The 13,389-nt window shown below is 37.6% G+C and carries 14 protein-coding genes; 9 read left to right on the forward strand and 5 right to left on the reverse strand.

The annotated features are described in order from the left end of the window. The first annotated feature begins 119 nt into the window (after window positions 1–119). Window positions 120–1,004: an AraC family transcriptional regulator gene (locus tag GQR38_RS05715; protein WP_024594102.1), complete on the forward strand. Its 885-nt coding sequence runs from the start codon at window positions 120–122 to the stop codon at window positions 1,002–1,004. A 22-nt stretch (window positions 1,005–1,026) separates the two neighbouring features. Here the strand turns inward: GQR38_RS05715 and GQR38_RS05720 are convergent, their stop codons facing one another. Then, a complete protein-coding gene (locus GQR38_RS05720; RefSeq protein WP_165722061.1) occupies window positions 1,027–1,845 on the reverse strand; it encodes a hypothetical protein in 819 nt (272 codons plus the stop codon). A 193-nt stretch (window positions 1,846–2,038) separates the two neighbouring features. Then, on the reverse strand, window positions 2,039–2,458 hold the full coding sequence (locus GQR38_RS05725; protein ID WP_010554617.1) for a VOC family protein: 420 nt from the start codon (window positions 2,456–2,458) through the stop codon (window positions 2,039–2,041). Window positions 2,459–2,731: 273 nt separating this feature from the next. Between GQR38_RS05725 and GQR38_RS05730 the strand changes: the two genes are divergently transcribed. The 4 genes from GQR38_RS05730 (at window position 2,732) to GQR38_RS05745 (ending at window position 5,993) form a co-directional block, all read left to right on the forward strand. Then, window positions 2,732–3,037, forward strand: a complete 306-nt coding sequence (locus GQR38_RS05730; RefSeq protein ID WP_007587218.1) for a hypothetical protein — start codon at window positions 2,732–2,734, stop codon at window positions 3,035–3,037. Next, window positions 3,034–3,423 (forward strand): hypothetical protein, encoded by a 390-nt coding sequence (locus GQR38_RS05735; protein ID WP_165722062.1) that lies wholly within the window; start codon window positions 3,034–3,036, stop codon window positions 3,421–3,423. Before GQR38_RS05730 ends, GQR38_RS05735 begins: the two co-directional genes overlap by 4 nt. Before the next feature lie 169 nt (window positions 3,424–3,592). Continuing rightward, window positions 3,593–4,075, forward strand: coding sequence for a DUF3015 domain-containing protein (locus GQR38_RS05740; RefSeq protein ID WP_024589733.1), 483 nt, complete (start codon window positions 3,593–3,595; stop codon window positions 4,073–4,075). Between the two features lie 79 nt (window positions 4,076–4,154). Beyond that, window positions 4,155–5,993, forward strand: a complete 1,839-nt coding sequence (locus GQR38_RS05745) for a DUF4105 domain-containing protein (RefSeq protein ID WP_165722063.1) — start codon at window positions 4,155–4,157, stop codon at window positions 5,991–5,993. A gap of 5 nt (window positions 5,994–5,998) precedes the next feature. Here the strand turns inward: GQR38_RS05745 and GQR38_RS05750 are convergent, their stop codons facing one another. Beyond that, window positions 5,999–6,826 carry a sterol desaturase family protein gene (locus GQR38_RS05750; protein ID WP_165722064.1) on the reverse strand — a complete coding sequence of 276 codons (828 nt, stop codon included), beginning with the start codon at window positions 6,824–6,826 and terminating at the stop codon, window positions 5,999–6,001. Continuing rightward, window positions 6,823–7,269: an SRPBCC family protein gene (locus GQR38_RS05755; protein WP_165722065.1), complete on the reverse strand. Its 447-nt coding sequence runs from the start codon at window positions 7,267–7,269 to the stop codon at window positions 6,823–6,825. Before GQR38_RS05755 ends, GQR38_RS05750 begins: the two co-directional genes overlap by 4 nt. A 97-nt stretch (window positions 7,270–7,366) precedes the next feature. Between GQR38_RS05755 and GQR38_RS05760 the strand changes: the two genes are divergently transcribed. The 3 genes from GQR38_RS05760 (at window position 7,367) to GQR38_RS05770 (ending at window position 10,702) form a co-directional block, all read left to right on the forward strand. Continuing rightward, the gene (locus tag GQR38_RS05760) at window positions 7,367–8,380 is read left to right on the forward strand and encodes an AraC family transcriptional regulator (RefSeq protein WP_165722066.1); all 1,014 of its coding nucleotides are present in this window, start codon (window positions 7,367–7,369) and stop codon (window positions 8,378–8,380) included. A gap of 92 nt (window positions 8,381–8,472) precedes the next feature. Further along, the gene (locus GQR38_RS05765; protein WP_024589728.1) at window positions 8,473–9,246 is read left to right on the forward strand and encodes a transporter substrate-binding domain-containing protein; all 774 of its coding nucleotides are present in this window, start codon (window positions 8,473–8,475) and stop codon (window positions 9,244–9,246) included. Between the two features lie 358 nt (window positions 9,247–9,604). After that, window positions 9,605–10,702, forward strand: coding sequence for a polysaccharide lyase family 7 protein (locus tag GQR38_RS05770; RefSeq protein WP_121955074.1), 1,098 nt, complete (start codon window positions 9,605–9,607; stop codon window positions 10,700–10,702). On the opposite strand, the gene GQR38_RS05775 is transcribed toward GQR38_RS05770, so the two are convergent. Next, window positions 10,703–11,104 carry an NUDIX hydrolase gene (locus tag GQR38_RS05775; protein WP_024589726.1) on the reverse strand — a complete coding sequence of 134 codons (402 nt, stop codon included), beginning with the start codon at window positions 11,102–11,104 and terminating at the stop codon, window positions 10,703–10,705. Between the two features lie 186 nt (window positions 11,105–11,290). Between GQR38_RS05775 and GQR38_RS05780 the strand changes: the two genes are divergently transcribed. Continuing rightward, the gene (locus tag GQR38_RS05780; RefSeq protein WP_165722067.1) at window positions 11,291–13,174 is read left to right on the forward strand and encodes a propionyl-CoA synthetase; all 1,884 of its coding nucleotides are present in this window, start codon (window positions 11,291–11,293) and stop codon (window positions 13,172–13,174) included. Window positions 13,175–13,389 lie beyond the last annotated feature (215 nt).

A 13,389-nucleotide genomic window follows, 5' to 3' on the forward strand; every position in this document is an offset into this window, starting at 1 on the left:
CAATGAGTGCATATTAGTGGCAAAATAAACATAAAAAAAGCCCAATAACTCGCAAAAGCTTGCCTAAAACTGTCAGGATTGATATTTTACGCAAAATTCGTACGATAGTAGAAGTTTTAATGTCCTCAATAGCCAACATGATGCAAAAATTTGCAGAGCACAATAATTTACTTAACTTTGAAGGCAACATGGAAACCATTATTCCAGGTGTGTATTTTCATCGTGCAAGTAAAAGCTCGCCGCGCCAGCCACTTATATATAACTCAGGTATTATTATTGTTGGGCAAGGACATAAGATAATTCATTTTCCTGATCATCAAATAAAATATGGTGAAGGCGACTACCTTGTTTTAGGTGTACCAGTGCCACTTGAATGCGAAGCTTTTACCGATAACAACCAGCCTGTTATGGGTATTGTTATAGATATAAACCCGGTAATGTTACATAAATTAGTAAACCAAATTGGTACACATAAGCCATTCACCACTGGGCAAATGAGTGGCGTTCAATCGGCTAAAATAGATGGCGCAATGGAGCAAGTAACCCACCGTTTACTTAGCGTGCTTAATAACCCCATTGAGGCTGATGTTTTTGGCGAAGATATAGTAAAAGAATTGGTATATCGTGTACTTTGTGGTCCACAAGGACATACTTTAATAGGGCTTGCTATGCATGATGGGCATTATGCGCGTATCGCCCGTACGCTCTCAACTATGCACAGTAGTTATGCCAATCAAATTACAGTTGAGGGGTTGGCTGAAGATGTAAACATGAGCGTATCGTCGTTCCATCGTGCTTTTAGGCAAGTAACATTTGAGTCACCTTTGCAGTATTTAAAAAAAGTACGCTTAGCTAAAGCTAAAGAGCTTATAACCAGTAGTGGAAGCAAAGCCAACGAAGCTGCATTAAAGGTTGGCTATACCAGCCCATCGCAATTTAGCCGCGAATTTAAACGCCACTTTAATAAAACCCCCAGTGAAATGTTAATTCAACTACATAACTAGGTAATGGCTTTAGAGATGTAAGTTAACCGAGCGAGTCAATCTTAAGCACTGCTTTTTTGGTGTCTAGCATAGCTTGCTTGGTAAATTGGCGATTAATAAATTGGCTAAAAATAATAGTAAATAACGTTGAGAAAATGGCAGCTGTTGCGTACACCTGCCAAATCATAAAGTTATGTTTTAACATAAACGCAATCACCGCAAAAAATACACATCCACCTAATGAACCAATAATACCGCCATTAAGAATTTTAAACGTTGAGGCTTGTTTGTTACTAAAATGGGCAACACTGCCCATTACCGCCAAAATAACCGGAAAGGTAGATATTAACCCGCTCCACGCAGACCCTATATGCTGTGATATAAACGTAACAAGCACGATAAAGCTCGTCACTAATATCATTTTTACCGGAAGCTCCCAGCGGGCATTTAATGGTTTTGCATCAGCTGATATATTTAGCTTTGTAGAGATAATAGTTAAACCGAGTAAAATACAAAGTGAAACCACACTCGCCACAATAATATTCACTGGTAAAAATAAAGTAATAACGCTAAATACGCACCAAATACTCAACGCTGTAAAAAGCGATTTAAGCATTCCAAATCTTCGTGATACAACCAAGTAACTAAAACAAAATAAGCCTATACCGCTCATACCATAAAGAGAGGCCACCGCTGAGTTAGCTGCAAATAATTTACCTTGTTCTAATGCTATAAAATAAGAAATAGGCCCAGAGGTAATAGGCAAGCCAGGAATTATGCCGCTAACAAAACTACCAAAGCGTTTTTGGGCGAATGTTATTAGTAAAATAAGCAAAGGTGCAATTATGAGTTTAAGCAGCATAAATAACAATAAAGTATGAGAATTGAAATTAAGTCTACGTGTCTATACCTACATTGTAGAGTGAATAAAAATCATGCATGTAGTGTAATTTTTTTCACCTGTAAATATTAACTAATTTATCAAAACACTGATTAATAGTTATAAAAAAACCACTTATTAAAGTGGTTTTTTAGCTTAACTTAAACAACAGCATTTATACTTTTTTAAATAAAACCTCTGGGTTTACCATGGTTTTCATTTCAAGCACATTGCCATTTGGATCTTCAATAAAAAACGTTTCTTGCTCAAACTCATCACCAATAAAACGGCGATATGGTTTATCTAGGTATTCAATACCCGCATCTTCAATACGTGTTTTTAACCCGTTAAATTCATCTTCAGATAAGTGAATCCCAAAGTGAGGTACTGCCACAGCTCCCATATCTACATCATGGCGAACTGTTGGTAGGCGCTCAACACTTTGGTGCAAGGTAAGTTCATTACCCCAAAAATCTATATCTACCCAGCGACCTTCTTCACTGTTACCCGTTTTACAGCCTAGTACGTCACAATAAAACGCTTTAGCCACTTTTAAATCGCCAGCCGGAATAGCCAGATGTAAACAGTTAGACATAAATAACCCTTGGTTAACACTTTAATACATTAAATTATCGCCATTATACATAACTTGTGATTTATAGAACATTAACAGCGGCACTATTAAGCATATTTAATACCTAAAAGCCGTTTAAAAAACACGCTTTTAAAGTTTGTAATTACTTATAACATTTATTTGTTAGAGAGTATTAGAAAGCGCAAAAGGATTAGTTTAAAATGCGCCGCTATGATTAAATTCTTATTTTTAAAATTCATCACTTTCTTTTTAGGCTTTGTAGCTTGCTTTGCTATGCACACTACTTTTGCATTACCTTTAGTGATTTCTGCTGCGCTAACGGGGCTTATTGGCTCGTTTATTCCTTTTCCTGCACATTATAAAAACCATCCGTATGCTGCAATTTATGCTGGTAGCTTTGCAGGCATGTGTTCAACTCATTTAATTACCAGTTACTGGGAAATTGCTATTATTTCGCTTATTGGCTCAAGTTTGTATGTGCTTACTATGAATATGTTTACAGGTTTTGGTGGCAAGCTTGGCAGCGTAGCTTTTGCAAGCGTGGCACTTTTTGTATTAGCCAAAGGAATTGTATTATGAGTATTGAATATCCATTACTTGTAATGCTTGGGGCTTTTTTAACATTTTATTTAGCTAAGCATAGTCGCTTTGACGGGGTTAGAGCGTCGTCTTCACTTTCTATTATTGCTTATTTAATTTTTAGCGCTTTAAATTTGAACCCCGATTTATACGCAATTGTATTTTTTGGCGGCACATTCATAGGTATGAGCGCCCCACATCGATTTGGTATTTATACTGTAGCAAGCTCATCTATTTTGTTTTCAATCTTATTTGAATTCCTTGTACCAAAACTTGACGGCTATGGAGGTGCATTGGGTATTAGTGCATTTTTATCTGTATGTATTTGCCATACTTGCATTTTATTAGGTGCGCCAAGAAGTAAAAAACCGCCACCAGTTCAATAAAAAGTGGAAACTAGGCTGATTTTTATCCTGACATTAACTTTAATATATTTAAAAATTAGAGTGTAAAATATTCATGTTTTAGCCTGTTCCTTTTTTCTGCAAGTCTGTTAGAATCTTCCGCGAACTTTATTTACCCTAAATAAAGACAATCATATATGGATTTATGAAAATGAAAAAACTAATCGCAGTAGCAGCTCTATCTTTACTTCCTTTCTCAAACGCAATGGCTGACCAAGATATTGGTTGTGGTCTTGGTTCTATGTTATTTGCTGGTCAGCAAGGTAAAGGCGTTAAAATTTTAGGCGCTACAACAAATGGTACATCTGGTAACCAAACTTTTGGTATCACTTTTGGTACTCTTGGTTGTGATGGTACTGGTACAGTAACTTCTTCAGAAAAAATCGCTTTATTCATTGACGGTAACATGGAGCAACTTGCTCGTGATATGTCAAAAGGTGAAGGCGAAACTTTAGCTACTCTAGCTGAAGCTTGGGGTGTTGCAGATCAAGATAAAGCAGCGTTCAATAAGCTTGCTCAAGCACAGTTTTCTTCAGTATTTACTTCTGAAAACGTAACTTCACAAACAGTTTTAGAAAACCTAAACACTGTTCTTGCAAGTAACGCACAACTTGCTTCTTATACTCTTTCTTAATCAGCTAAATTAGCCGGTTTTATACGTATAAATAAAGCCGCTGGAGTATTTCTCTAGCGGCTTTTGTAATTTAGTGATTATGAAAAAAATATTATTTGGTTTACTGCTCGCTCTTTTTAGTACTTACTCAAACGCTCAAAGTATTGAAACAAATACATTAGCAACACACCCTTACTGGCTTAAATTAGGTCACTACCGCTTGGCCACATTAGGTGATTGGAAAAGTGAAGTAGACAGTGCTGAGTTTTTTTTATCTCCTACAGGTAAAACAAGCCCATATGACGAACTTAAAGCCACTATAGCTGCATTTAGTGGTAAAAATACTGACCCAAAAACAACACAATATCGTTGTCAGTTTCCTGCACGTTATAAATGGCTAAAAACAAAAATTAAAAATAACTGGCCCGAACTTAATTGCCCAGAACTACAGGCGTGGCAAAAAATAATAAACCCTAAAGGGGTTACGTTAGTTTTTCCAACTGCATTTATGAATAGCCCATCATCAATGTTTGGCCACACTTTACTTCGTATTGATGCAAAAGATCAGACTCGCCATAAAGAGTTGCTCGCATTCGCCGTTAATTTTGCAGCAGAGCCAGATGGCTCAGATAACGCAGCTATGTATGCACTAAAAGGCTTGATTGGCAGCTACCCAGGTAAGTTTTCACTTATGCCGTACTATAAAAAAGTACGCGAATATAATGACTTAGAATCTCGTGATATTTGGGAATACAAACTTAATTTATCAGAGCCACAGGTAGAGCTTATTTTATTGCACTTGTGGGAGCTACAATTAGCTACATTCGATTACTTTTTTATTGATGAAAACTGCTCTTACCAATTACTTGCATTATTACAACTTGCACAAGAGGACCTTGATTTAACATCGTCATTTAATATGCAAGCTATTCCATCAGATACCGTTGCAGTACTAAGAAATAACAACTTATTACAAACACCTAATTACCGCCCTGCTTTTGGTACTAAGCTATACCATTACTCTACTCAAATGACTGACGAACAACTTGATGATGCAAGAGAGTTAATGCAAGGTGGCTCCCTCAATACTCGTAATTACTCACAGTCGCAATTAGTCGCTATATTAGAAATGGCGTATGAATGGTTAAATTTTGAATTTTACGATAAAGCGTTAAATCGTGAAGAAATTGCCCCGCGACTAACTAAGCTACTCCTAATGCGCAGCAAATATAATGTAGCTTCGCCATTTACTAAGCCAAGCCGCCCTATTGCTTCCCCTGAGCAAGGTCATGGTTCTTCTAAAGTATCGCTAGGTAGGGTACAAAATAATAACCAAGCAAACCTTACAAATTTTGGTTATAGGCTTGCGTACCATGACTTACTAGATAGGCCTGAAGGTTTTATAGCGGGTGCACAAATTAGTTTTTTTGATTTGGAAGCCGCTATTACTGATGAAGGAAATGCAGATATTGAACATTTTTACTTATTAGATGCTATGTCGCTTGCACCCGATAACCGCGTATTTGATAGCTGGTCGTGGAACTTTAAAATGGGCTTTGACCGACAACCAAGTGACAATAAACGTTTAGGCCGCTTTTTTACAAGAGGAGGTTATGGTAAATCTTATGGCGATCCTAATAATCTACACGGCTATATTCTTGGTCAATTTGAGCTAAATACAGGCGATATAACCGACCAACTTAGTACTGGAATAGGCAGCGAAGCCGGTGTAATTTGGCAAATAAACAATAACCATAAACTCGCTTTAACTGGCAATATATTATGGCTAACTGATAACGCAGCAAGTAAGCACAGCGAAATAGCTATAACATGGAATTACGCTGTTTCTCGCAATGTATCGCTGCGCAGCAAAGTACAGCATGCTCAATGGCATAGCCATAATTCATCAATGAGTTTAGCTATGCAGTTTTACTTTTAACTTTTTCAATATTCTTTATATTTAATGCTACTTGTAGGGTAGCCAAATAGCACTCTACATTTAGCTTTTATTCCCGATGCCTTATAAACACTTTTCAATAAGTGCTCCCACTGATGAAACGTAATAACGACTGGGTTATTGCTATTAAGCTGCCCTATAATGCCGTATTTACAAGGCTTTGATTTATCTTCTTCTACAAAGGTGCCAAATAACTTATCCCAAATAATAAGTACACCTGCAAAGTTTTTATCAAGGTAACCTGCATTTATTGCGTGATGAACTCGGTGATGCGAAGGCGTATTAAATACTTTTTCAAACCAGCCTAACTTACCTACTATTTGAGTATGTACAAAAAATTGATACGCCAAATTTAATGCAACCACGCTAAATACTGTTAGCGGTTCAAATCCAATTAAAATCATAGGTAACCAAAACACCCACATACCGGCTACGGGGTACATTAAGCTTTGCCTAAATGCGGTGGTGAAATTCATTTTAGTTGAGCTATGGTGCACCACATGTGCAGCCCACAACCAATGAATATGATGCGATGCTTTATGAAACCAATAATATAAAAAATCTTGCAGTAAAAATGCAAATGCAATACTTAATACACTCACTTCAATATCAAACAATCTATAGTCATACAACCAATTAAATAAAGGCATTAACAGCAGTAACGCAATAGCATCTGCGCCTTGGTGTAATAGCGCTAACACTGTATTTGCTAGGCTATCTTTTATGTCGTAATAGCGCTTAAACTTAATAAACTCACAGCAAACAAATATCAAAAATAACGGGCTAAGAGCGAGCAAAATAATTTCTGAGTTCATACTTTACCCGCCAAAAAATAATTATTTAAATTGTTTAACGCTTGGGTTATATCTTTTGTAATAACATATTTAAGTAATGCATTTGGCATCCACCATGGAGCTGAGCAGCTTATGCAATAGTTAAGTTCGGTAACTAAAGTATTGATGTCTTTATTTGCAGTGAGGTATATATCGCCTCGATGATTAGCTACTGGTTTATCGCCTACTATTTGGTAACTGATCTGATTTTGATCGGCACTGATTATTTGCTCTGAAAAAGTTATTTTACCTATTTTTACTTGCCTAACAGATCCTTTTCCGCCTTCTATTTGCCCTTCGTCTTGTGCTTGTAGCAGCGTAAATTTGGCATTAAAAAATCGATGCAACTGTTGATGATCCAATAGTGTGCTTATTATTTGCTTTGGCTGTGCATTAAGCGCTTGTTTAATTGTTATAAGTATCATTTTTACAGCAAGAGGTTATTAGGCATTCAACTAGCATATAAAAATTTAACGTGGCAAACTTGCTAATACACGACTATTTTTTAGCTTTAGATGACAAATGCACACATTGGCTGATCATTACTTTTCAAGTATTCTTGATTACTTACAAGCGCAAGGCATTAATACTAAAACGGCTTTGCACGCTATTAGCTTTGACGAATTTAGTAATCAGCGTACCCATCAATTAGCGCCGCGTATTAGTTTAAATAGTTACAATGCTTTATTAGTTTATGGCAAGAAAACACTTAACGATCCTCTTTTTGGTTTTACCCTAGGTCAGCAAATTCGCACTGCTGACTACGGCGTTTTAGGTTACTTAATTGAATCAAGCGATAACTTAAGCAGTGCCATTAAAGCATTGTTAAGCTACGACAGCTTGGTGGCTGATATTGGTAAAGCCAAGTTTGAACTAAATACTGATACAGCAACTATTCGTTGGATTGCTCACCAAAGTTGTAATGAGCATGTTGTTTTACGAAACATGACCGCGTGGGTAAGTGTAATTCGCCAGTTAATAAATTTAACGCTTTCGCCAAGTAGTATTAGTTTCACTTATAATTGGTTGCCATCGCAAAGGCGCGCCCTTGAATCATGGTTTAAATGCCCTGTAAAAAGCAGTGCTGAATATAATCAAATTAGCTTTCCGAGCCATTATTTAACGCTGCCCTTTAAAACCGATAACGCCATTATTAATTCTACTTTTAAGCAATTGTCAGAGCTGCAACTCTCTAACTTTAAAAGCCAGCAGTGTATAGGCGATAAAGTTAATCAGTTACTTACAGCTAAAACCACCTTGCAGAACTGCAACCTAATAGGCATAGCTGATGCGCTTAATTTAACACCCCGAACGCTACAACGACGCTTAAAACAACAAAACTTAACCTTTGCTCAGCTACTTGAAAAAGAACGTAAAAAACGTGCAGATACATTAATAGCCAGCATGCCACTTGCTGATTTATCTAATATTTTAGGATTTAAAGATCAAAGCTCTTTTAATCGAGCTTTTTTACGCTGGCATAAATGCTCGCCATTACAATTTATAAAATACAAAACAGTAAGCACAGCCAAGTAAATGCAAATTATTTACGTTATATAAACATAATATATATATGTTTTAGTTAATACTCTCTACACTAGGTGTATTATTGCTTTAAAAGATTTTTTATGTTTTTGCGTGTTTTATTAAGTGCTTTTGTATTTATTTTATATAGCCCCCTGTGTAACGCCGATTCGGTTACTTTTATAGCTGAAGACCTTCCTCCTTATCACTTTAAAAATCAGCAAGGTGAAGTAAGCGGCGCTTTAGTCGACATTGCCAAAGCAGTTGTGAAGCAAACAAACTTAACCGCTAATTTTGAAATAATGCCTATGGCCCGCGTTTTTAAAGAGCATAAAACAAATACCAACGCCATAATGTTGTCTTTGTTAAAAACCCCAGAGCGGATTAATAAATATACATGGTTAGGCGAAGTGTATTTTGCAGATGCTTATTTAATTAGCTTAAAAAGCCATGTAGATGAAGTTGTTCACTTAAATTTTGCTAAAGAGTATAAAGTAGCAACCATTCGTGGCTACCTGAGCGAAGCCTACTTAAAACAAAAAGGCTTTACCGAAAATAACAATTTAATACTGGTCAGTTACTATAATCAACTTTGGCAAATGCTTTATAAAAACCGAATAGACTTTGTAGTAACTAATACACTTACACTTAATAACGAGCTAAAAAGCCTAGGACTCGATCCTAGCCTAATAACAAAACGAATTCATTTAAGCGATCTTCCCTCCTCACTTAATTTTGCAGCAAGTAATCAACTTAATCCTAAAACAGCTAAAGCACTCTCTGACGCATTAAGTAACATTAAAGAAAATGGTGAATACCATGCCATTTTAAACAAGTGGCAACTTTTATTACCAAACACGACTAACTTGCAGCACTAACCATAGTTAAAGCCCGACATTAGTTATTGGCAGTGGTTATTTAGTTATTTGCTAAACGCGGCAAAGCAAACTACAAAATTAAAAATCTCCTCCCCCCCCCAAAATAGACTACACCTTAGCGCCAAAATCTACGTTAAACATCACTAAATGAATAGCCAAGCACATAAAAAATACATACCGAAAACACTTCCATAAAAGCCGTTAAAAAACACCTAAACCAAATTGGTATAACAAAAAATCATTTAAAAAATATTTAATTTTACTAATTGGTAAGTTTTAATTGTTAAATTGGTATGCTAGATTGAGATTAAGCGATGCCTGTACCGCACAATTTTTACTTCATCACACAGAGACAATAATGATAAAAAATACATCCACATTTAAACTTACGGCTTTAGCCGTTATCACCCCTTTACTTTTTACCGCTTGTTCAAGTACCCAAAGCACTAATCAGCAAAGCGATGCGCCGGTACCTGCAACAAAGTTTGATTTATCACACTGGAAAATAAATGTACCAGTAGATTTAAACAACGACGGTAAAATTGATGAAATAGATGTAGAAGAAATTCAGACTTACGCACACCCTGATTTTTTCTATCTTGATGGTAAAGGCTACATGGTATTTACCTCCCCTAATAAAGCGCTTACAAGTGCTAACTCTACTAATACCCGTAGTGAACTTAGACAAATGATCCGTGGATCAAATACTAAAATTAAAACTAAACACTCTAAAAACAACTTTGCTTTGGCTGTTCACCCGCTATCTGACCGATTTGGCTCCGTTGGTGGAAAAATGGAAGCAACGTTAAAAGTAGATCACGTTGCGCTACGTGCGACTGATCCTGATAAAAAAGCAGCTTACTCGGTTGTTGTAGGGCAAATTCACGCAGGTAAAGATCAAGCACTTATTGATACCAAGCTTGGTTATGGCTGGGGCAATGAGCCACTTAAAATATATTACAAAAAATGGCCAGGACATAAAACAGGCTCAGTTTTTTGGAACTACGAACGTAACTTAGCTAAAACGAATCCTGACCGTACAGACATTACTTACCCTGTTTGGGGTAATACATGGGAAAACCCTAACGAGCCAGGCGGTGCCGGTATTGCACTAGGTGAAGAATTTAGCTACACGGTAAATGTGTATAAAAATGTTATGCACCTTACATTTAGCGCACAAGGCAAAGAAGACGTTAACTACTCTATTAACTTAGGTAATAACGTAGATGCTTATGGCAAAGTGGACGAAAAAGATCATCCACATGGCTACGCAGCAGATTGGCATTACTTTAAAGCAGGCGCTTATAACCAATGTAGTACTAAAAGCGCGAAAGGTATTTGGTACCCAGGTTGTTTAGGTACTGGCGATTGGTCTACAGATAAACAAAATGGCGATTACGCTCAAGTAAGCTTTAGTAAACTAGAGTTAAGCCCAGCGACACCGCCAACAAAATAACTAGGCTAGTACAGCCTCAGATAAGTAATTTTTTAGTGATGTAAACAGTGGCGTTGGTAGATTATTAATATCGCACCAGCGCCACTTTAAACATTTATTAGGCTCTTTAAGCTCAGGCTCTCCGCCTTCAAAGTCAGCTTTTACATACAGCGTAATATAGTGCTTGTTCTCTGCTGTAAAAATATCATTGGTAAAATCAAGCTTAGTAATTTTACTTACCTTTAAACCAGTTTCTTCAAACACTTCTCGTATTGCACATTGCTCAACACTTTCACCAAACTCTAAATGTCCACCAGGTGTTGCCCATGTATTAGCACCATGCGCGCCAATGCGCTCACCTAGTAAAATTGTGTTTTGATGCTTTATGATAACCGCCACACCAACTCTTACTACGTTACTCATATCGTATTTTCTCTTATTTTTACTGCCCGCCATGCTGAACCACACGCTTTGTATTGTCAATTTTGTATTTTTAAAACCAGTGTGTTGATTAACTTTTAACCGACCAAGGTCGAATAGCTTGCTTGCTAAAAAAAGCCTACATTTTGTAAGGTCTCTCACACACAAATTTAGTTTTAGGAGCCTTACATGTCAGGCGAATATCAACAGCAATATAATGCCTTTAAGCAAAACCCAGCCCAATTTTGGCTCGAACAAAGTAAAAATATTCCGTGGTATAAAACCCCCTCAAAAGCATACACACAAGACGACGACGGGCTTTATCATTGGTTTAGTGACGGGCAATTAAACACCAGTTTTTTAGCACTAGACCAACACGTTATTGCCGGATTTGGCGAGCAAACAGCACTTATTTACGACTCCCCAGTCACTAATACAAAGCAAACTTATAGCTACTCACAACTACAACAAGAAGTTGCTAAATTTGCAGGCGTAATACAATCGTTAGGTGTTACAAAAGGCGACCGCGTTGTTATTTATATGCCAATGATCCCACAGGCGGTTATTGGTATGTTGGCGTGCGCTCGCCTTGGTGCTATTCATTCGGTGGTATTTGGTGGGTTTGCTGCACACGAATTAGCAGTACGCATTGATGATGCCAAGCCCAAACTTATACTTAGCGCCTCATGCGGTGTTGAAGTAAACAGCATTATTGAATACAAACCACTTATTGATAACGCAATAGACTTAGCTACGCACAAAGTAGAACACTGCGTTATTTATCAGCGTCCACAAGTCAGGGCCACTCTTAAGCCTAAACGAGACATAGATTGGACTCAGGCAATGCAAACGGCTGCAAGCGCAGATCCGGTGCCTGTAAATGGTAGTGATCCGCTTTATATTTTATATACCTCAGGCACGACAGGCACACCCAAAGGCGTAGTGCGCGAAAATGGTGGTCACGCAGTGGCAATGCAATACAGCATGGAAACCGTTTATGGTATGAAGCCCGGCGACGTATTTTGGGCAGCGTCTGACATTGGCTGGGTAGTTGGGCACTCTTATATAGTTTACGCGCCGCTAATGTATCGCTGCGCGACCGTATTATATGAAGGTAAACCGGTTAAAACACCCGACGCTAGTGCATTTTGGCGCGTGGTTGAAGAATATAAAGTAAATGCATTATTTAGTGCCCCCACCGCATTTAGAGCAATCAAAAAAGAAGACCCCAATGCCGATGGTTTTAATCAATACGATACCTCTAGCTTAAAACGTTTGTTTTTAGCCGGCGAGCGGTTAGATCCTCCCACTTACGAGTGGCTTAAAGAAAAAACCAAACTGCCAGTGCTCGATCATTGGTGGCAAACAGAAACCGGCTGGGCTATTGCTTGTAACCCTGTAGGGCTTGAGTACTTAGCAACAAAACCTGGCAGCTCTACCGTGCCTACTCCAGGTTTTGACGTGCGAATATTAGATATGGATGGCAATGAATGCGCAGCTAACGAGCAAGGCGCCGTGGTAATTAAACTACCACTTCCACCGGGTTGCCTACCAACAATTTGGCAAGATACCCCGCGCTTTAAAGCAAGCTACCTAAATGAATACGAAGGTTATTATTTATCTGGCGATGGCGGTTATATTGATGAAGACGGCTACCTATTTATTATGGGCAGAACCGACGACGTTATAAATGTAGCAGGGCATAGGCTTTCTACCGGCGAAATGGAAGAGATAGTAGCCGCGCACCCTGCTGTTGCTGAATGCGCTGTTTTTGGTGTGAACGATCCCCTCAAAGGGCAGCTTCCTATGGGAATGATCGTGCTTAAAAATGATTTTATGGGCTCAAGTACCGACGTAGAACAAGCGCTTGTTTTAAGTGTTCGTAATCAGATTGGCGCTATTGCGTGCCTTAAAAATATAGTTAGCGTAGATAGGTTGCCCAAAACACGCTCGGGTAAAATACTGCGTAAAAATTTACGTCAACTAGTTGATGGCGAAGAGCTACAAATACCTTCAACCATAGATGATGCCAGTATCTTTGAAGAAATAAACCAACAACTAACACAAAGATAAACCCAACCAACCTATCTAAAGCCATTTTTATAATGGCTTTTTATTTCATCCTCATATTTGATCCTTTTACTTAGGTTTAGGCTTAGGTTTAGGTTTAAGTTTTAAGTTTTAAGTTTTAAGTTTTAAGTTTTAAGTTTTAATTTAACCAACAGCTGAAATTTTTTACAGCTTTATGCTTTCTTCTTTTAATAGCGTTATTAATTTAATCAATTTTA

This window comes from Pseudoalteromonas sp. c7(2019) (genome assembly GCF_011378625.1).
Taxonomy (GTDB): Bacteria; Pseudomonadota; Gammaproteobacteria; order Enterobacterales; family Alteromonadaceae; genus Pseudoalteromonas; species Pseudoalteromonas arctica.